Here is a 19,619-nt window from a genome sequence, read left to right as displayed (position 1 = left end):
CGGCACAGCAGCACGATCGGGTAGTTCGCCTTCTCCGCATGGATCAACCGGTACAGCCCGGTCACCGGTCGCTCTCCTTCGCGAAGAAGGCCGTCTTAGATTCAACCGGTCAGAGGGTCACACCGGCGATGACATGGGCTCGTGTCTGTTCTACCTCGTGCTCGTTAGGCCGTTCGGTCACGGTCGGTCCAGGTCTACGGGGGGAGGCGGGCGTGGAGGTTAAGGATGTGCACCATGCCTACCGGCGGCGCACGGTTCTGCAAGGCGTTGATCTGCGGCTGCGGGCCGGGACGCTGTGCGGGATCGTCGGGGAGAACGGCGCCGGCAAATCCACCCTGCTGAAGATCCTTTCTGGTGAGTTGCGGCCCACGCGCGGCTCTGTCCGTCATGGCGGCCGGTTCGGGTACTGCCCGCAGCACGTGGTCCTCAATGACGCGCTGACCGTCCGGCAGCACCTGACGTTCTTCCAGACGGCCTACCGTCTGCCCGATGTGCGGTATGCGGAGGAGGTCATGGAGGTGCTGGGCTTCACCGGGTACGCCGATGAGCGGGCCGGGGTACTCAGCGGCGGCACGCGGCAGAAGCTGAACGTGACGCTGGCGCTCATGCACGATCCGCAGGTGCTGTTGCTGGACGAGCCGTATCAGGGCTTCGACTGGGACACCTACCAGCGGTTCTGGGACCTGGCCGTGCGGCTGCGGGACACGGGACGCTCGGTCCTGGTCGTTTCCCATCTGGCATACGACACCGAACGCCTGGACGAGCTGTGGCGCCTGGACAGCGGGATGCTGCGTGCGGACCAGGCAGGGGCCGCTGCATGAGGTTCCACCTGACCCGCTTCGCGGTCGCCACCCGGTTCACGCTCCTCGAGCACGGCCGCAACCGGTTCGCCATGATCCTGGTAATCCTGTTCGTCCCGGTGTGGACGACCCTGGCGTACTTGGCGATGCCCGACACCCCGGCCCGAATGCAGCTACACGCCACCGGGGAAGCGCTGGCCCCGCACGGCAACGAACTGACCTCGATCAGCGGTGCCCTCAACGCCGTCACCCTGATCACCGGCTTCATGATGTTCGCCGCCACGTTCTCCGGCAGCGGCTTCGACCGCCGGCTGGCCATGGCCGGCTACCCCCGTGCCCACCTGATCCTGGCCAAGGTCACCGCCCTGGCTCTGGTCTCGGCGGCAGTCGCCGCCTACGCCACCGCCATTACCTGCCTGGCCTGGACACCCCGCCAGCCCCTCCTGCTCGCCGCCGCTCTATTCTGCGCCGGACTGACCTACGGCGCCCTCGGCGTCGGCTTCGGGTCGCTGCTGCGCCGAGAAATCGAGGGGATGTTCGCCATCGTGATGACCAGCATCATCGACCTGGCGCTGCAGAATCCCATCATGAGCTCCGGGGCCGACAACCCGGTCGTGCGCTACCTGCCCTCGTATGGGGCCATGCAGGCCAGCACGGCGGCCGGATTCTCCACCAACCCGGTCCCCGGGCATCTGGCCATCCAGCTCACCTGGTTTGCCGGTGCCGCCCTTCTCGCCCTGCTGGGCTTCCGTCGCAGCACCCGCAATTGCCTACCGTCGAGCGCCCCCACCTCACCGCCGCCAGGGCCTGAAAGCAGCAAGGGCGGCCTTCCCACGCCGCGCCAAGCTGCCACGCCATCGGCGGCGTCTGACACGGAAGCACACTGAGGTCCCGACTCCCCGACATGCGCGCCATTACGAAGCCCACCACGGCAGACCTTGATGCCGCCCTGCCCGCACAGCGAGGGCGGCCCGCCCGCCGCCCGCCAACCGGTGAAGACATGTCCCTACGGGCCGCGTACCGGAACTGCCGGCACACCACACGCGTACACGATCCCGGGATCTACGCTCTCATCCAGCTGATGCCCACCGTGCTGCGCCCGCCCTGCTGGGCGCTGTGGGCGGCAGCGAGCGTTTTGGATGATCTGGCCGACCAGCGAGATGCGGAGCAGGCCGAACGTACGGCCCGCGTCGAAGCGTGGACCCAAGCCCTGCAACGCGACCTGACGGTTGGCACCAGCACAGATCCAATCCGTCACGCCCTGGTGGACACCGCGCTGCGATGGCGTCTGGACTTGTCCAGCCTGCAAGGTGCCGTGACCAGCACACTCGACGACGTCCATGACCGGCGCTTCGCCGACTGGGCCGAGTGGCGTGCCTGGTGCGAGGCACTGGTGCCCTGGGTCGACCAGGTACGGCACCTGTTCGAACAGGCTGGAGCGCCGATGACGCTCAGGCTGGACCGGCAAGAGGACTACAAGCGGTTCATCGACGGCGCCCAGCTCACCGACATCCTCACCGACCTGGGTGCCGACCTCGACCAGGGCCTTCTGCTCATTCCGCAGGAGGCTCTGGATGCCTACCCCGGTGCGGAAGACGACCTGCGGCGGGGGCGTTGGAGCCTCGCTTCAGCGGCTTTGATCCGGGAGTTGACGGCTCTGGCCCGCCAGTGGCTGACCCGGCCCGCGATGACGACAGGCATGCACCCGGGCGCTGCCACCGTGCTCAACACGGCCGCTTGCCTGATGCGCGCCCAACTCGACGCCGTCGACGGGGCCGGCCCCACTCTGCTGAAGCGTGCCCCGCGTCCCTCCCTCGTTGCTCGCACCCGCATCCTCGCTCCTGCCCGCCTTCGCTCGGGCCTGGCGTGGAGCCTGACGCCCCTGACCGTGCCCGAAGCGCGACGACCCACGGTGACCACGAGCGATCCCAGCCGGGCAGCCGAAGCAGACACCTCCCTCCGGCCCCCGCCACCGCACCCAAGCGGCGCCCTGCCCCCGCACATCACCGTCGGCCAGATGCCCGCGCACGTGGCGGTCATCATGGACGGCAACGGCCGCTGGGCCCAGCAGCACGGTCTGTGCCGCCCGGAGGGGCACCGCTCCGGCACCGCCGCGGTCCACGAGATGGTCTACGGCGCCTTGGACATCGGCCTGCGCCACCTGACCCTGTATGCGTTCCCCACCGAGAACTGGAAGCGCGACACCGAGGAGATCACCACCATCCTGGAAGCGATCCGGCGCGACCTCGACGACGGCCCTCTCCGCGACCTCGACGTACGCCAGCGCTGGTTGGGTCGCCCCGACAAGTTGCCCCAGGAGCTCGTGCAGGCTCTCCGGCGTGAGGAGCGCCGCACTCGCACCCGCACCGGACTGATCCTGACGGTGTGCATCAACTACGGCGGCCGCGACGAGATTACCCGGACCGCCGCAGCCCTCGCCCAGGCAGCCCACACAGGCGACATCGATCCCCACTTCATCGGCGAGGACGACTTCGCCCGCCACTTGCCTTACCCCGATATGCCGGACGTCGACCTGCTGTGGCGCACCGGCAACGAACAGCGCACCTCCAATTTCCTGCCCTGGCACGCCACCTACGCCGAGTTGCACTTCACCCCCGACTACTGGCCCGACGTCGACCGGCGTGACCTGTGGCAGGCCATTACCGAGTACAGCCGACGCCAACGCCGCCACGGCGCCGCCCCTCTCGTTTCCCCCCCCGAACACCACCGACCGCCCCGCCAAATCCGATGTGACTGTCGGAGCTGCCCCCCGGTAGTTGGCCGGAGCGGCGCAATCACTTCGCTGAGTAGCCACAGAGCAACATCAGGGTCGTTTGCCAACCAACGTGCTATTGCCAACTGTGTTGCGTCGTCACATCCACAGGTCCGCCAATCAGGGCTCGTCAATCGCAGAACTTATGCACAGGCCAACGCTTTTACGGTCGGTGTCCGCTTCCGGGTGTGAGGTGCCGGGACGCAGACCGAAAAGGCACGGCCATGGCACGGACGAAGTTCGACAAGCACGTGGACGAGTCCGCCGACACTCTCGCGCGCGCGGGATCGCCCGGATCCTGGCCGGCCGGGACCTGGACGGGGTCCGCCGTACGGACGCGACGTTCTGGCGCTCAGGCACCCAGGTCTGCCGAAAGTGAGGGCTAAGCACCGCCGCCTGGCCCGCGACTACGAAACCCTGCCCACCCGCGCCGAAGCCGTCATCCACATTGCCATGACCGACCTCATGGCCCGCCGCCTCACCAACGAGAACTGATCTGCTACTCCCGTACGGGCCGGATCGTCACCGCCCACTGGATGGATCTCGCCGTCCCCGCGATGCAGCTGCCCCGCGGGGACCACGCTGGACCGGGAGGCGGTCATCTGGCGCGGCGACCGGATCGATTTCGGGGGGCGCCAGGCTCGCGCCGCGTCCTCGCCGGCCCGGGCCCGCGCCTTGGCCGCCCGTCTCCCGGCCTCCTTCGTCGCGTTCGACGTCCTGGCCCACCTTGAGCACGGCGGCGGCACACTGGCCGCCCGCCCGTAACACCGAGCGCCGCGCGGTCCTGGTCGAGGTCCTGGCCGACGTCGGTCCTCCGCTCCAGGCGGTCCTGGCCACCTCTGACCGGAGCACCGCCCCTGAATGGTACGAGGCGCTCCAGCCGCAGGGCGTCGAAGGGATCGTCTGCAATTCCCTGTTGCATCGGCGTGCTGAAGCCGCTCTGACAGGGTGGCGCAATGAGTAAGGGACGTGTGTTCCGGGTCCCCAAGCCGACGCCGACCACTCCACCGTGCGTACCCGTGCTGGCGGGATGGATGGACCTTGCGGAGCGCGAAGCGTCACTCGGCGACCTGGCGGACGCGTCCCCGGTGATCCAGTGGACGCCCCGCCGGCGATCTAGGGGGTGGACCCGGTGTGCTCCCGCACAGTGGCCGCCTCGCTCGCCGTCGTCCCGGCTCCCGGCTCGGCGCTTTTCTGCGCGAACCTGCGCCGGCCAGGCAGGATGGCGAGGACGATGAGTGTTCCGGCGGCCATGATGATCCCGCCGATGAGGCTGGTCTGGGCGACTCCGTGGGCGAATGCCTGGTGGACGGCGTCCACGGCGGCCTGGGCCTGCTGGGGTCCGGCGGAGGGATCCTGTGCGACCCGCTCCGCGACGGCCAGGCCGGCGCCGACCGAGTCCTTGGCGGTCTCCATCGCCTCCGCCGGGAGCCGGTTGCCTACCAGGTCGGTCAGCTCGTCCCGGTAGGCCGTGCCCAGCAGCGAGCCCAGCACCGCGATGCCCAGCGCCCCGCCCAGCTCCAGCGCGGTGTCGTTGACACCGCCGCCGACGCCCAGCTCGGACTCGGGGAAGAAGCCCATGATCGTGTCGGTCGCCGGGGAGATGGCCAGTCCGAGCGCGAGGCCCAGCATCATCAGCGGCGCCAGGAAGTCCCCGTACGTCGACCCCTTGTCGATCTGGGTGAGCAGGAACATGCCCGCCGTGCCGATAACCATGCCGGTCACGGCCATCGCCCTCACCCCCAGCTTCGGGGCGAGCACCCCAGTCACCGCGGACCCGAGGAACACCGCACCGCCCAGCGGCAGCAGCCGTACACCCGCGTCCAGGGCGCCGTAGCCGAGGACGAACTGCAGGAACTGCGTCGCGTAGTAGATCACGGCGAACATACCGAAGAAGAAGAACATCACCGCGAGCATCGAGCCGCTGAAGGGCCGCAGCGCGAACCTTCGGACGTCCAGCATCGGGTGCGGGTGCCGCAGCTCCCAGGCGATGAAGGCGACCAGACCGACACCGGCGACCACGGCGCCGGCGACGGGGCCGGTGCCCCAGCCGGAGTGCGGGCCCTCGATGGCGGCGTAAATCAGGGAGCCGACGGTGACGATCGACAGCAGACCACCGACGTAGTCGATCCGGTCCATGCCCTCCGCCTTGGACGGCGGTACCAGGACGAGCGCGCCGAACACGGCGACGACGGCGATCGGCACGTTGATCAGGAAGGTCGAACCCCAGGCGTGGTCCTCAAGCAGCCAGCCGGAGACCAGCGGGCCGACGGCTACCGCCAGCCCGGAGGTCGCGGCCCAGGCGGTGATGGCCTTGGCCCGCTCGCTCCGGGGGAAGGTCGCGACCAGCAGGGACAGCGTGGCCGGCATCACGACTGCTGCACCGACACCCATGATCGCGCGGGCCACGATGACCAGTGAGGTCGCGTCGACCATGCTCCCCATCACCGAACCGCCGGCGAAGATCAGCAGACCCAGCACCAGCGCGCCGCGCCGGCTGTACTTGTCGCCGATCGCGCCCAGCACCAGCATCAGCGCCGCGTACGGAACGGTGTAGGAGTCGACGACCCACTGCAGATCACTGCTGCTCAGGTCCAGGTCGGTGGTCATGTGGGGGGCGGCGACGATCAGCGACGTGTTCGCCATCACCGTGATCAGCAGGCTCAGGCAAAGCACGAGCAGCGCCCACCAGCGCCGCGCGTAAGGCCCGGTCATTTTCTCCACGGGAGTAAGTGCAAGGAAGGGCATCAGTAGCTCCTGAGAGGGACTGGGCGGGCGAGCGCAATCATGTAATTGCCCGTGAGGGAGCGGGCGGCGGGCTGAGATCTTCGGGCTTCGAGATCACCCTGTGGCCCCTTGCGGGCTTCCCTCGGCGATCTTCTGGAGGGCCGCGTCGGTGTCCGCGATGGCCAGCATCCTGTTGATGTCGGCGCCGGCCAGTGCGCCGGCCGCTGCGGAGGCCCCGACCTGGGCGACCAGATCGGTGGCGTTGCCGGCCACCCACACGCCCGGCACCTCGGTGGTGCCGGCCATACCGGAGGCGAATCCGCGGCCCGTCAGCAGGTCCCGCACCGGCAGGCCCAGCCCTTCCAGACCCTGGGTGCGGGCCTGCATCGGCGCGGCGACCGCGACGACGCGGCGGGCCACGACCTGGCCGTCGTCCAGGCGCACCCCGGCGAGGGCACCGTCCTCGTCGTTGACGACCTCGGTGACCGGGGTGTCGATGACGCGGATGCCGCGGGCGGCGAAGCGGGCGCGACTGTCCTCGTCCAGGTCAGTGCCGTGGGTGAAGTAGGTCAGTTCCTCGGTCAGCTGACGGAACAAAAACGCGTGGCCGATGGAGGCCGGGCCGGTGGCGAGGATGCCGATGGGCTCATCGCGCACCTCCCAGCCGTGGCAGTACGGGCAGTGCACCACACTGTGCCCCCAGTGCTCGGCGAGCCCGGGCACCTGTGGCAGCACATCTGTGAGGCCGGTGGCCACCAGAATGCGGCGAGCGGTGATGCTGTGGCCGTCGGCCAGGGTGACGGTGAACCGCAGGTCCCCGTCCGCCGACGGGGCGGCAGACTCGGCCGAGACCACCTCGCCGAACACGACGCGTCCGCCGTACTGGCGCACCTGCTCCCGGCCCCGTCGAAGGATCTCGGACGGCGGGGTGCCGTCCAGGGCGAGCAGGCCGTGTACGGCCTGCGCGGGCGCGTTGCGCGGGGAGCCGCTGTCGATCGCGACGACCGAGCGGCGGGAGCGGGCGAGGATCAGCGCACCGTTCAGCCCCGCGGCGCCCCCGCCGATCACCACCGCGTCGACGGTCCCCTCGTCCAGTGCGTCGCTCACGTACGGAGGAGCCGTCACGGCCATGGCCTCCTGCGTTTCCTTGTCAGTCATGGTTGGGTCAACCCTTCGAGTTCTAGGTGGTTGGAGGGGGCAACTGTTCAGAAAGCCGAGGACGTGGTCGGCGACCGTCTTGGGCTGTTCGAGGAGGTGCAGGAAGTACCCCGCGCCGGGGCATTCGATCCGGGCCTTGCCGGCCTGTAAGGCGTCGCGACGCCGGGCGGCGCGGAGGAGCTCGCAGGCATGGGTTGCTCTCGATCGCGCCAGGTGTGCACGCAGCCTGTCCGGTGAGCTCAGGACGGTTGTGTACTGAATAGTCAGAAACCTAGGCGGTTCTGTACTGAGTTGTCAAGTATTGACAGGTCGACCCTCGCCCACCATGCCGATGCCCGGAATGCCGAGTTCAGGCTTGCTGGTGATCATGGGCTCGGCCAGCAGCAATGCGCCGATCAGGGCGGGGGCCGCGAAGGCGGCATTCACGTACATCACTCACCGCCACGACGCCTATTCGGTGAACATGCCGGCGGGCGGCAGCCCGAACCGCTCGATAATTTCGGGCCCGTAGATGCCGGCGAAGTCCTCGCCGAGGCGAGCAGCGGAAGGGCGCAGTGCCACGCTCCGTTCGAGACTCGGCGTGGACCAGGTAGGGGTCGGTTTGATGCAGGCGCCGGGCGTACCGCAGGGTCAGCCGGCCAGGCGGTTGACCCTGCGGATTTGCCTGTCGAAGGCGCGCGAGGGCACGATCCGGCGCAGGACGCTGACGCGTTTGGCCGTCGAGCCGGCGGTGTACCGGAGCTTGGGCTTGGAATCGGTGGCGGCCGCGACGATCACCTTCGCGACAACGTCCGGGCCGTCGGCGTTGCGCACGGCCGTGGCCAGCACGTCTCGGGAGACCTCCCGCTGCGCGGCATAGGCCGGCAGGGGCGCGTCGGGCGCCATGCTGCTCGCCTCGAATCCCGTGCTTGTGTAGGCCGGCTCGACCAGCAGCATCCGGACGCCGTGCTCTCGAAGCTCGTGGTCGACGGACTCGGAATAGCCCTCGACCGCATGCTTGGTGGCGGCATAGGTGGCCATGAAGGGGGCTGGGATCAGACCCAGTACCGAGGAGACGTTGACCACGCGGCCACTGCCCTGGGCGCGCATGTGGGGCATCACTGCGTTTGTCATCCGGATCAGACCGAAGACGTTGATGTCGAAGACCTTCCTGGTCTGGTTGATCGAGCTCTCCTCGCCGGCGCCGACCGCGCCCACGCCTGCGTTGTTGACCAGGACGTCGATCCGACCGAACCGCTCGATCACCTCCCCGACCAGCGAGCGGACCGACTCGTCGCTGGCCACGTCGAGATCGAGGAACGTCACCCCGGCGAGCGGCTCCGCGTTCGCCGCGTTGCGGCTCGTGCCGACCACCGCGAAGCCGGCGCCCACGAGGGCGAGCGCTGCTGCCCGCCCGATGCCGGAGGAGGCGCCTGTCACGAGGGCCACTGGGGGAGCTGTTCGCATGTTGGTTCCTTCGGTTGTGGGCATGATTTTGCCGTGCGCAGTGCGGAGTCGCCTGCGCTCAGGCCGACACGGTCTGCACCGGTCCTGCACGCCCGGGCCAATCCTGTCCGGCGAGCTCAGGACGGTTATGTACTGAACAGTCAGAAATCTAGGCGGTTCTGTACTGGGTTGTCAAGAACGGCGGGTCGGCCGTACCTTTGGTGTATGGCGAGACCACGAAGCTTCGACCGCGACCACGTCCTCCATGCCGCCGAGCGGCAGTTCCGCACCTCGGGCTACAACGGCACGAGCGTCGACGACATCAGCGCCGCCACCGGCCTGGGCCGCGGCAGCCTCTATGCCGCGTTCGACGGCAAGCACGGCGTGCTGCTGCAGGCGATGGCCGGGTACTCCGCCAGGCTGGGGCAGTTTGCGCCGGAGGCGCTCGCCGGACCGGACGAGGGTGCCTTGGAACGACTGCGCGGGTTCTTGCTCCGCGCCGTCGACGGGGTGCCACTCGCCGCCGACGTACCCCCCGCCCCTGACCGGGCGGCGGCGGCCTGCTTCGCCGCCAAGATGGCCCTGGAGATCGGCGCCTCCGACTCCGAGGTGGAACGCCTGGCCAACGACTGCTTCTCCGTGGTCGCGACGGCGGTGGCCGAGTGTGTGCGAGCGGCGCAGCGCAGCGGCGACATCGACCCCGACGCGGATCCCGACGACCTTGCGTACCTTCTGCTGACCATTGTCCGGGGGATCGATGTCGTAGGCGCCTCCGGCCACAGCCCCGCCCGCCTGACCTCGATTGCGGAGAGCGCGTTCGCATTGTTGCCTCGCCCGCGCCACCGCTGAGAAGGGCACGGCCGGCCTCGTTACGCAGGCCATCTGCTGCGGTTGGCCCGCTTCGACGCCGGAAAGGCGCGGCCCGTAGGTCTACTCGCCGCCGTGACCTCGTGTGTTGGCGCGTGCTGTGGTGTTCCGGGGATATGCGGGGTGGGCATTGCTCGGCGCTTCGACCGTGCTCTGCGCCGGTCTCGTCTTCTGGCGGCACGCCCCCAGTGCAGCGCCCCACGGCGACAGCCCCCCGTCGGCGTCGACGAGGTCGGCGAGGATCCGGTAGTGCGTTGCCAGTTCAGTGGCCAGGGGCAGTTCCAGTCCTCATCGATCGCCGCCAGCTGCTCCGCGCGCCGTACCGCCGCCCGGTCCGGGTCCTTGCCCAGGCCGCCCTTGCGGCGGAGGTTGGCCATGTACTGCCCGATCGGCACCTGGCCTCCGGCTTCGGCTCTCGCCCCACATGGCGTCCTGCCTCGGTGCGAGGTGTCCGGTGGCCTGCCGGTAGGAGCGGAGCGCGGCGAGCTTGTTCTCCCACGTTTCCTCGCCCGGCTCCCACACCATTCCGGCTTCCGGCGCGTCCAGGAGTGTCTTGTGCCCCTCCTCCAGCTCACCCGCCCGCAGGGCTTTTCGCTGTTGATGGACCCATCGGCCAAACGGAAAGTCCTTGGTTCCGCCGACCTCGACGTCGACGTCGGCGGAACGGCGTGGACGCCGGTGTTCCCGTTCTCCGCCCGCCACCGGATGGCTCATCGCCGCCGTTCTCCCGCTCGCTGCTGTGGTTGGCACGGGATCCGGAGTTACTCATCGGTCACCCGGTCTGCACAGAGTCCGAGTCTGTGATCCAGCGCCCTTCGGCGGAGTCGTACACGTACGTCGGCCTCCCCCTGGTCCCGCTCGTGCGGAACGGCTTCCCGCCGTCCGTGATCCGCACCGTCCCGGTACGGCCCCCGGCGCTCCACTCCAGCTCCAGGTACCAGCGGCAGTCGCAGTTCGCCGTCCGCGCGGAGACCAGCAGCTCCTCGGGGTCGGAGGAGGTGACCTTGTACGGGAAGGAGACGGCCGGGATCTTCCGGACCTCGGCGCCGGAGGCGTCAAGGCCGTCGACGGGCCGCGCGAGCGGGCGCGGCCGGTCGAGGTCCACGGCGAAGTGGCGCGGGGTGACGGCGCCGCCACAGCCGTTGTCCATCCGGTACGCGTTCCACGGCAGCGGCGCGGCGCTGTCGACCAGGCGCACGTGCAGGGCATGGAGGACGACGGCGTCGGACTGCGACCGGCCCTGGACCGTGATCCGCACCAGCGCCTCCCCGCCGTGCACGGCACCGTGCGTCCCGGCCCACGCCCCGGAGTCGGCCGCGACCGGCGGCGGGGCGACCGCGCGGGGGGCCCGGTCCACGAGGTAGGTGTGCCCGCAGCCGCCCTCCCAGAGCTGGGAACCGATGCTCCAGGTGAAGGGGAGGGGGGCCGCGGTCCGCCCCGGAGCGGTGGAAGCGGGAGCGGGGGCGGAAGCCGTACGGGAGGGGTGGCCGAGCAGGGCGGCGGCGAGGGCGAGCATGACGAGGGCGACGGCGGCGGCGACGAGTAGGGGAGCGGGGGCGCCACGAAGGGGGCGGGCGCGGGGCGCCTCCGGCGCGGTCGGGTCCGGGGCGGGGCCGGGGCCCGGTTCCGGCGCGGACGGTTCCGGGTTCGATTCCGGCGTGGCCGACACGGCCGGCACTGGCGTGGGCGCGGGCGAGGCCGCTCGGCGGCGGGCGCGGTCCGCCTCCGTCCAGGCCGCCTCCAGGGCCCGCCGTTCCTCCTCCTCCGCCCCGCACAGCAGGGCGAGGCGGTCGGCCACGGCGAACTCCTCCGGGACGGACGCGCCCGAGCAGTAGCGGTGGAGGGTGGACGCGCTGACGCTCAGCCGCCGGCCCAGCGCCTCGTAACTCCTCCCGTCCCGCGCCTTCAGCGAGCGCACGAGCCCCGCGAACTCCTCGACGGCGGCGTCCTTCGGCATTCCATCCCCCTCGACCCTGCGTCCCATCCTTCACGTCCTTGCACGTCAGCGGGGGTGGAATGGTTCCGGGACGGCTGGTGGGCGCGTGATCGTTGCAGCCGGCGGGCGCCGGCCCCACGCTGGTTGAGCACTGACCGAACGAACGACCCGACGGGGGATCCACCACCATGAACAAGCTCCGCACCGCACTCGCTACCGCAGCCGCTGCCGCACTGGGCCTCGCGGCCCTCGCCACAGCCCCTGCGCAGGCCGCTGCCCAGCCCGCCTTCCTCGCCGCCTCCCAGATGCCGCCGTCGTCGACGCCGTGGACCGCCACCCAGGTCTTCACCGGCGTCCCGGAGAACGGCGGCGTCCTCTGCGCCCCGTACAAGATCCCGGCGCAGAACACCCGCTACCGCGAGTTCAGCACCGAGCTCGACACCAACGGCGTCCAGGTCACCACCGTCGCCCGTACCGAGGCCGACGCCGTGAAGCTGGTCGACACCCTCCGCGGGGCCCTCGCCGGCTGCGGCTCCCTGCTGGAGCAGCAGAACCCGGGCCTGCAGGCCGTCAGCGCCTCCCACGGCAAGCTCGCCGTCGAGGAGGGCGCCTGGGTTTACAGCCTGGACACCGCCGACCCGCAGATCGGCATCTCCGACATCCACCTGTTCTCCGTCGGCCGCGACGGCCGCACCGTCACCCTCGTCCGCTGGGGCCAGATGGGCGACCTCGAGGACGCCCCGCTGACCGCCTTCCGCAACACGACGAAGACCGCCGTCAACAAGCTCCACTGACCCGGGGGCTCCCCCGGGGCTGACCACAGCTCGACAGCGGCGCGGCCGGAACACGGGCGCGCCGCTGTCGAGCCCACCTGCTCCGCCGGCGGCGGAGAGGGTGTGAGTGGCTGCGTTGGTGGCATTGGGTGGGTGTCAACGGATCAGGGCGCTGGGTGCCTGGTCACGGGGTTGGTTGCGGGCAGGTTCGCTGTCACGAGGTGACCAAGCGGCTGCTGTCTTCCGCCTGGCATGCGGTTGACCGGCTGCCGTGGGAGCGCCTGCCCACAGAAGGCTAACGCGCCGAACGGGCCGAGCTCTCCGGCCGCTACGGCGCCCCCGGCCGGGGAGCGCCACGGGCAGCCCGGTCTCAGCCGCCACCCGAGTTAGCCGAGGCCGAACCTCCGGAGAACCAGGCCGAGTTGGACCGCGGTTCTTCGCGCGTGCTGCGCTCGGTGCGCAGCTCCACCACGACCGCAGCCGGGGCGAGGAGGACCTCCAGCGCGTAGGCGAGCCGCTGCGGGTCGCCGCCGAACGGGAGCGGGGCGAGCCGCTCCCGGCCGCCCCGCAGGACGAGTTCCAGCGCGAGCGTGGAGAGGGCCGGTTTGCGGTCCCCCTCGTACGGCTCCACCACCGTGTGTGTCAGCCGCACCTCGTGCAGGGTGTCGACGGGCAACCAATCGTCCGGCCCGGCGGACCGGACCAGGCGCAGGGACGCGGGCACCCCGGCCGGCGCGAACTCCACCCGCAGGATGTCCCGGGCCTGGGAAAAGGCCAGCGCCAGCCAGCCGAGCAGGTACTCCAGCCCGGCGATCACCCCCACCACCACGAACACCGTCGACGCCCGCGCCCCAGCCAGCGCCATGTAGAAGGCGACGAGCAGGGTCGGCACGCCCAGAGCGAGCGGAGTGAGCAGCGCCGACCGCGCCGAGGTCAGCGAGTTCCACACCGGCCCGGTCGGGCCGGCGCGCAGGACAAGATCCGTCGAGTCGGGGCCTTGTCTCAACAAGGGGTCGGTGGCCATGCCTCCAGCGTAGGACCGGTCCGCAAGAGCGCCTCGACCCTATTCGGCCGTTGCGGCACGGCTTCGCGAATCCTGTCGACTCCGATGTGGCTTTGTCCACGAGAACCGACAGCAAATGTCCACCACTTCGGGAGGCACCACTGCCTGGTGCTGTTCGAACGCGCAGATCCGGAGCGTGAGCACCGGCGTGGTCTGGCAATGGGCTAGAAGAGACCGGCTTGCATGTGGCGCGTGAGGTTGTCGAGGATCTCGCGCAGCCACGGGCTGCGGACCGCTGGCAATCGAACCAGGGCGTGCTGGAAGGTTCCCGGGTCCGCTCGGAACAGGTGGTGGGGGCGCGGCGGGGTCGGGTCGTCGCGCAGTACGCCGTCGGGCATGGTTCCCGAGGTGGGGAGGTGGAGGTGTGGTTCGGGGAAGGCCATCCACATCCATATCCCGAACGGCAGTGGCACCGGGCGTGCAGACGCGTCCGGTCCAGCCGGGCTCCAGAGTTCCCCCGTCTGCGGGTGGGTCGGCACGAGAATCATGTCGGCGTCCGGGCCGGGGGCGGACAGCCCCGGACCGGCTAGGACGGCGCGTCGCGCTGGCTGGTCCGCGGGCAGCAGGGCATCGAGGGCGCGTTGGAACACTTCCGTGATCAGGCCGGGCGGGACCGTCACCGGTTTGCCGTCGGAAGCTCCCAGGAGGTGGGCCAGGGCCCGACCGGCCGCCGCTTCCCACTGTGGGCTCCATGACCACCAGTGGTCCAACCCGAGGAGCGAGCCCCACCTGCTGATCGGCTCCATTGGGGGCGTGGCTACCCCCTCCTCCAGCAGTTCCTCCCAGGAGAGGATTGCGGTATCGGAGTCGGTGTCGTCGACGGGGAGGCGGTGCACGGCGTCCGGCGCGAGCCAGACCGCCTGCCAGAGTGAGCAGTCGTCGATCCGGCTCGCCACCGGCAGGCCGCACGCCTCACAGGCCATGTTGGGGCCGTCACCCGAGTCGAGGCCGCAGCAGTAGCCGCCGGCTTCGTGCGGGATGAGCACGGTGCCGCGGGTATCCCCGGGGGCGATGACGACGGTGCCGGGTGTGCTGTCGGACAAGGCGTAGAGCGGAGCGTAGATACCGCGGGCCGCCGCCTCGTCCGGGGCAATCTCCTCCCACCTCCGCCACGGCGGCCCCCAGGGCTCCGGTTCCACGGCGAATGTGCCCGACTCCATGAGCACCGGGAGCTGGATCCCGTTTCCGTACTTCTGGTGCGCATGGACCGGCAGCGCGACCGGGAAAAGCGGGATGGTCAGCTCGGCGCCACATCCCGCACACACGAAAACGAACAAATGTCCTCCGCGAAGAAAGCAGGAGGCATCGTCGCAGCTCTGTGGCGGACCTTCCAACGTGTTTCCTCATCCGCAAAGCGGGACCATGCACCGCCACGGTGTGTAACGCACCGTTCGATCCCCGGCGTGCCGGATGCCTCCCGAAGTGGTGGACATTTGCTGTCGGTTCTCGTGGACAGAGCCACATCGCGCTGCCGGCGAACTCCAGCAGCAGCTCCACTATGGCCAGGTTCTTCCAGTGCCGCAGTTCCGCCTCGTTCAGCAGCTCCGGGCCGCCGGCCTCCATCATGTCGACCAGCCGCTCCCGGGCCCTCCACTCCCGGCGCCGACGCCACCAGCCACCGCCCGGCCGGTTCAGATCCCGCAGCTTGCGGATCTGCTCCACCATGGCCCTGATCTGCGTCTCCTGCTCAGGCTTCCACGCCTTCCCAGAGCCGTCAGAGAGCGCCTGGACGGCCTCCTGGGCGGGCCTCGCCGCCGGCGCCCGCCCCGTCGCCGCACAGCTGCTCCACGGCCCTCCTGAGCGACGTTTCCGCCGCCGTTGCGTCGTCGTCTTCGGACACGCGCTCTCCCCTTCTCCTCGCGGAACGCGCGGCATGCCCGCCGCGCGGCGCCCCGGGCAATCCGACGGCGGTCCTGCTGGGGGTCCGGGTCCGCCTCGCCGGGAGCGGCCGCCGTATGACGGGAGCGCCGCCGGATGACGCGGGCAGCTCGCGGGAGGCGGCGGCCGGGATGAAGAACAGCCCCGTCATGCCGAGCCCGGTCACGGCGGCGCTCAGCAGACCCACCGACACCGACGGGTCGTCGACCGAGGCCACCCCGCAGAACACGGAGAAGGCGGCGACGAACACCAGCGAAGCGACGATCCACCGCTCCCGCAGCGCCGACCGGGTGCCGGCCACCACGCTCAGCCACCAGGTCCAGCCCGCCATCACGCAGAACAGCACGGCCGCCGGCGGCAGCAGCACCGGCGGCGCCCACCGCGCGACGTCACCGCGGGGCAGCTCCTGCCCGGTCAGGTAGCCGACCTCGACCAGCCACACCAGGTACACCGGCACCTCGATCGCGATCACCACCCACATCAAGACCCGCAGCTCCCGTAACGCGCCGCGCTCGCTCATCCCTTGGCCCTCCCCCTCGATCATCAAGTCCAGGGGAACGTAGCGGCCCGGCGCCAGCGCCCACCAGGGCGCGTCACCCGCAGGGGTGGTGTGACGCCGCTGGCTTGTTGGCAAGGGGTGACGCGGTCCGGAGCTGGTCAGGAAGTTGTGACGCTTGGTAGTTGGCGAGGGTGACGCACGTTAGTTGGCAAGTTGTGATCACGGGCGGTGGTCGTGCTGGGCCGTGGGGCCCTTGATGTGTGAGGTGTCGCGTCACCGGCCGGCTGGTTCTTGCGTCCTTTCGAGTGGTTTGTGGGCTGCTCGCAGACCAGGCAGCAAGGTGCCAGAAGGATTCTCCCGGGCCGCGCTTTGCGGCCCGGGAGAGGATGGTGTGCATCGATGAGTGCGACACGACGGAATGTTCTGGGTGCAGCTCTGGCTGCTCCTTTGCTGGCGCAGTTCGCGGGGACGGCGTCCGCGGCGGATGAGAAGTACGGCACGGTCTCCGACGGCTGGGTTGAGGTCCGGTGGTCCGAGGCGGTCCAGGCCGAGTTGGACCGGCTGGGTGCGGTGGTCGAGGCCGTGGCCCCGGCTGAGATGGTCAAGTCTGCTGGTGGTCCGGCGGTGCGGTTCCCCGTGCGTTCCGGCAAGGGTGACCCTTCCCTGACGAAGCTGCCGAAAGCCAAGGGCAGCGGTGCTCTGGAGGGGGGAGTGTCGGTGCGCACACCGCTGGGCAACGTTCGGCTCACTGGCCTGGAGAGCGTCCTGAAGGACGAACTGGCGTCGGGAAAGTGCCAGGTCAACGGCCTCACTGTCGAGCATCCCTCGGCCCTGCGGTGCGGTGTGGGCAAGGGGAAACTGTCCACCGACAAGGTTCCGGTGGGCAAGCCTCTGAAAGTCCGGCTCAGTGAGGTGCCGCTGTACGCCACCCCCGAGATGCTCGAGGCGTATACCGCGACGTTCGGCGCGTCCCCATTCAGCGATGACACGGTGCTGGGTTATGTGACCGTAGCCGGCACCTACACCCCGCCCAAGCCGTGAGGTGAGCCCGGCCCTGGGCTGGGCTCGGGGCCGGGGCCGGGCTCAGGAGGGGGTTACGCCGGTTCTGTTGAAGGGGCCGGCTCTGCTGGCCGGGCGGGTGCGGGAAGAGTGCCGCCGAAGCGGCGCTGGCGCCCGGCATAGACAGTGAACGCCTTCCGTAGCTGTTCCATGCCGAAACTGGGCCACGGGGTCGGGTCGAAGACCATCTCGGTATAGGCCAGATGCCAGGGCAGGAAGTTACTGATCCGCTGCTCGCCGGAAGTACGGATCAGCAGATCGACGTCCGGGAGGCCGGGTGCGTACATGTTCCGCTCCAGGTCGGCGGGGCCGATGTCCTCGGGCCGGATCGCCCCGCAGGCCGCTTCGGCGGCCAGTGCGCGGGCGGCCTCGACCAGTTCTTCGCGTCCGCCGTAGTCGACGCAGACGGTCAGCGTCAGCGTCTCGTTGTTCGATGTCATGCTTTCCAGCAGCGTCAGCTCGGAGGCCAGCGACGGGTCGATGCGATCACGTCGTCCGCACCAGCGCACCCGCACCCCCAGGTCGTGCAGCCACTCGGCCCCCCGGGCAAGCGCCTCGCCCATGATCTCGAACAATGCGTCGAGTTCCTTCTGAGAACGGGCCCAGTTCTCCGTGGAGAACGCATAGAGGGTCAGATGCCTCACCCCCAGCCGTAGCGCGGCGTTGCCCAGCCGCGCTACGGACCACTGGCCCGCCTGATGTCCCCGGAAGACCGGCTGCCCCTGCCCCATGGCCCATCGCCGGTTGCCGTCCATGATGACCGCGACGTGCTCCGGCACCGCCTCCACATGCGGCCACACCGGGCGGCGAAAGGCCCCGTCGGCGGACACCAGCGGTTCAAGACCTTGGGTGAAGACCCGCTCCTGGCGCAGTGCGGTCTCGTCGAACTGCAGATGGACTCCCAGCACCAGCACGTGCAGGAAGGGCTGGTACTCGCGCTCCACCATTCCCGTCACAGGTGCCACCTGCTCCAGCAGCGCATTCCAGCGTCCGAGTTGCGTGCGCACCAATTCCGCCAGCGCGCCGGGACGTTCACCGCATTGGAGATCACGCACCTCCAGTCCCAGTGTCCGCAGATCGGCGCGCGGCAGGTAGCACCGGTCGGCCGCGAGGTCCTGCGGCATGTCCTCGAAGTTGTCCACCGCCTGACCCGCCTCGCCCAGCAAAGAGGCCAGCGCCAACACCTCTGGATCCCTCATACCCAGCAGCGGAGACCACAGCTCAAAGGTCGTGCCTCCTGCTCCCCTCAGATACCGCCGCTGGTCGTGGAATGTCTCGAAGACAGGGGGACTGACACAGTCGGCCTCCAGAGTGCTCAGCAGCTCCTCGATCACCACACGGTCGAGATCCCACCGCCACACCGTGTCCACGAATGCCCGCAGTACCGGATCCCCGCTGCCCCCAGAACGCAGCCCCTCACGGGTGGCGGAGTACCAGCGGGCCAGCCGCCGCTCACGTTCTGCCGCGGTTCCGCCCTTATCGGCGATGGTGTCGGTCCGCAGAACGAAGGCGTTGACAGCATGCATGTGCGGGCGGACAGAAGCAGGCAGCAGTTCGGTCGCCCGCCACATCGGCGCATGAAACTGCCTGGTCAACGCCTCACACACGTCGTAGGACTCACGCAACCCAGACGTACCGGACAGACTCTCGTCGATCATCATGCCTCCCCTTCAGCCACACCGTCGACAGCACCCCCGCCCCCAGGCAGCGCCGCGGGCAACAACGCCTCCTCACCGACCCACCGGCGGGAAGCCTCCCTCACCAGTAACGACACGGCCGACCAGCCGGTACCGGGCAGCAAAGCGCTGACGGGCTCACACGGCAGTCAAGAGAACCAACGCGGAGCAACATCGGCTGCCGTTTGCCAACAAGCGTGCCGATTCGCCAACCACGTTGCGTCGTCACAGGTGGAGACCGGCCGCGGAGCGCCCCGCCGCCGTCGGTCTCTGTCCACAGGCCCGGACGGGCGGAATGATCACATGACTGATGACGACGTGAAGCGCGCGGCCCGGACCCGCGCCAAGATCCTGGAGGGCTTCGCCCGTGCGGAGCGGGCCCTGTTCACCCGGCCCGCGCCGAAATCGCCGCGTGCCCAGATGAAATTCTCTCGCACGCGGGAGAAGGGCTCCACCAAGTCCCTGGCGGCCCGTCTGGGCGTCTTCCCCAAGACGGTGCAGCGCTACCTCTCGGGCGCGTCCAGCAAGCCGGACAAGCGCCTCCATGCCGCCTTGGTGGAAGAGACCGAGTCGGAGTGGCAACCGCAGGTCAGGGCGCAGGCCAGGCAGCGCGCGGCGTCCTCGGGCGGGCTGGTCATCTCCTGTCGGGCCTCCTTCGGCCTCGGGCGGGAGGGCACCTCGGACGCGGGCCGCGTACGGAACATCACGGTCGCCGTCAGCCCCTCCCACGCGGCCGCCATCATCGCCGCACAGGAGGAAGGCGCGACGGAGAGCGATCTGCACGACGCGGTCGCGGAGGCCATCGCGGACGCCTATTTCCGTCAAGGCGGTGGCGGCCGCGCGGGCCTGGAGGTGAAATTCGCGGACGTGGAGTGGTTGAACATCACGTTCTAGTGTCCTGAGTCGTTAATCCGTGTGCAGTATGCGGCGAGGGTGTCGAGGATGTCGTCGGCGGTCTTCGTCCAGACGAACGGCTTGGGGTTCT

At 69.7% G+C, this 19,619-nt stretch carries 16 protein-coding genes and 2 pseudogenes; 8 read left to right on the top strand and 10 right to left on the bottom strand.

Annotation, left to right across the window (positions count from 1 at the left end; translation table 11 throughout):
* Positions 1 to 212: 212 nt before the first annotated feature.
* The 4 genes and pseudogenes from ABZ154_RS32530 to ABZ154_RS32515 form a co-directional block, all read left to right on the top strand.
* Positions 213 to 821 carry an ABC transporter ATP-binding protein gene (locus ABZ154_RS32530; RefSeq protein ID WP_356837957.1) on the top strand — a complete coding sequence of 203 codons (609 nt, stop codon included), beginning with the start codon at positions 213 to 215 and terminating at the stop codon, positions 819 to 821.
* On the top strand, positions 818 to 1,687 hold the full coding sequence (locus ABZ154_RS32525) for an ABC transporter permease (RefSeq protein ID WP_356837953.1): 870 nt from the start codon (positions 818 to 820) through the stop codon (positions 1,685 to 1,687). Before ABZ154_RS32530 ends, ABZ154_RS32525 begins: the two co-directional genes overlap by 4 nt.
* Before the next feature lie 194 nt (positions 1,688 to 1,881).
* The gene (gene uppS / locus ABZ154_RS32520; RefSeq protein WP_356837952.1) at positions 1,882 to 3,765 is read left to right on the top strand and encodes a polyprenyl diphosphate synthase; all 1,884 of its coding nucleotides are present in this window, start codon (positions 1,882 to 1,884) and stop codon (positions 3,763 to 3,765) included.
* Positions 3,766 to 3,960: 195 nt separating this feature from the next.
* A pseudogene (locus ABZ154_RS32515) lies at positions 3,961 to 4,068 on the top strand (IS5/IS1182 family transposase); the annotation flags it as partial.
* 621 nt (positions 4,069 to 4,689) lie between these two features.
* On the opposite strand, the gene ABZ154_RS32510 reads toward ABZ154_RS32515, so the two are convergent.
* From ABZ154_RS32510 to ABZ154_RS32495, 4 genes are all read right to left on the bottom strand, one after another.
* A complete protein-coding gene (locus ABZ154_RS32510; RefSeq protein WP_356837951.1) occupies positions 4,690 to 6,321 on the bottom strand; it encodes an MFS transporter in 1,632 nt (543 codons plus the stop codon).
* A 93-nt stretch (positions 6,322 to 6,414) separates the two neighbouring features.
* A complete protein-coding gene (locus ABZ154_RS32505) occupies positions 6,415 to 7,431 on the bottom strand; it encodes an NAD(P)/FAD-dependent oxidoreductase (protein ID WP_356837956.1) in 1,017 nt (338 codons plus the stop codon).
* A 321-nt stretch (positions 7,432 to 7,752) separates the two neighbouring features.
* Positions 7,753 to 7,890: a hypothetical protein gene (locus tag ABZ154_RS32500; protein WP_356837950.1), complete on the bottom strand. Its 138-nt coding sequence runs from the start codon at positions 7,888 to 7,890 to the stop codon at positions 7,753 to 7,755.
* A 198-nt stretch (positions 7,891 to 8,088) separates the two neighbouring features.
* Positions 8,089 to 8,904, bottom strand: a complete 816-nt coding sequence (locus tag ABZ154_RS32495; RefSeq protein WP_356837955.1) for an oxidoreductase — start codon at positions 8,902 to 8,904, stop codon at positions 8,089 to 8,091.
* A gap of 204 nt (positions 8,905 to 9,108) precedes the next feature.
* On the opposite strand from ABZ154_RS32495, the gene ABZ154_RS32490 reads away from it, so the two are divergent.
* Positions 9,109 to 9,732, top strand: coding sequence for a TetR/AcrR family transcriptional regulator (locus ABZ154_RS32490; protein WP_356837949.1), 624 nt, complete (start codon positions 9,109 to 9,111; stop codon positions 9,730 to 9,732).
* Positions 9,733 to 9,963: 231 nt separating this feature from the next.
* On the opposite strand, the pseudogene ABZ154_RS32485 reads toward ABZ154_RS32490, so the two are convergent.
* Positions 9,964 to 10,457 (bottom strand): annotated as a pseudogene (locus ABZ154_RS32485) (helicase associated domain-containing protein); the annotation flags it as partial.
* Positions 10,458 to 10,522: 65 nt separating this feature from the next.
* A complete protein-coding gene (locus ABZ154_RS32480) occupies positions 10,523 to 11,707 on the bottom strand; it encodes a helix-turn-helix transcriptional regulator (RefSeq protein WP_356837954.1) in 1,185 nt (394 codons plus the stop codon).
* Between the two features lie 167 nt (positions 11,708 to 11,874).
* Here ABZ154_RS32480 and ABZ154_RS32475 point away from each other — a divergent pair, with 167 nt between their 5' ends.
* Entirely contained in the window at positions 11,875 to 12,480 is a 606-nt protein-coding gene (locus ABZ154_RS32475) for a hypothetical protein (protein WP_356837948.1), read from the top strand.
* A gap of 349 nt (positions 12,481 to 12,829) precedes the next feature.
* Here ABZ154_RS32475 and ABZ154_RS32470 read toward each other — a convergent pair whose 3' ends face one another.
* From ABZ154_RS32470 to ABZ154_RS32460, 3 genes are all read right to left on the bottom strand, one after another.
* Positions 12,830 to 13,483: a hypothetical protein gene (locus tag ABZ154_RS32470; RefSeq protein ID WP_356837947.1), complete on the bottom strand. Its 654-nt coding sequence runs from the start codon at positions 13,481 to 13,483 to the stop codon at positions 12,830 to 12,832.
* A gap of 203 nt (positions 13,484 to 13,686) precedes the next feature.
* Complete coding sequence (locus tag ABZ154_RS32465; protein ID WP_356837946.1) at positions 13,687 to 14,799, bottom strand: hypothetical protein; 1,113 nt, start codon at positions 14,797 to 14,799, stop codon at positions 13,687 to 13,689.
* A gap of 437 nt (positions 14,800 to 15,236) precedes the next feature.
* Entirely contained in the window at positions 15,237 to 15,920 is a 684-nt protein-coding gene (locus ABZ154_RS32460) for a hypothetical protein (protein WP_356837945.1), read from the bottom strand.
* Positions 15,921 to 16,298: 378 nt separating this feature from the next.
* Between ABZ154_RS32460 and ABZ154_RS32455 the strand changes: the two genes are divergently transcribed.
* On the top strand, positions 16,299 to 16,940 hold the full coding sequence (locus ABZ154_RS32455; RefSeq protein WP_356837944.1) for a hypothetical protein: 642 nt from the start codon (positions 16,299 to 16,301) through the stop codon (positions 16,938 to 16,940).
* A 53-nt stretch (positions 16,941 to 16,993) separates the two neighbouring features.
* Here the strand turns inward: ABZ154_RS32455 and uppS (ABZ154_RS32450) are convergent, their stop codons facing one another.
* A complete protein-coding gene (gene uppS / locus ABZ154_RS32450; RefSeq protein WP_356837943.1) occupies positions 16,994 to 18,619 on the bottom strand; it encodes a polyprenyl diphosphate synthase in 1,626 nt (541 codons plus the stop codon).
* 318 nt (positions 18,620 to 18,937) lie between these two features.
* On the opposite strand from uppS (ABZ154_RS32450), the gene ABZ154_RS32445 reads away from it, so the two are divergent.
* Entirely contained in the window at positions 18,938 to 19,528 is a 591-nt protein-coding gene (locus ABZ154_RS32445; RefSeq protein WP_356837942.1) for a terminal protein, read from the top strand.
* The last annotated feature ends 91 nt before the right edge of the window (positions 19,529 to 19,619 follow it).

The sequence above is a fragment of the Streptomyces sp. NPDC006261 genome, from assembly GCF_040613515.1.
Lineage (GTDB): Bacteria > Actinomycetota > Actinomycetes > Streptomycetales > Streptomycetaceae > Streptomyces.
Note: the sequence above shows the minus strand (reverse complement) of the source record. Positions and strands in the feature narration are given on the sequence as shown.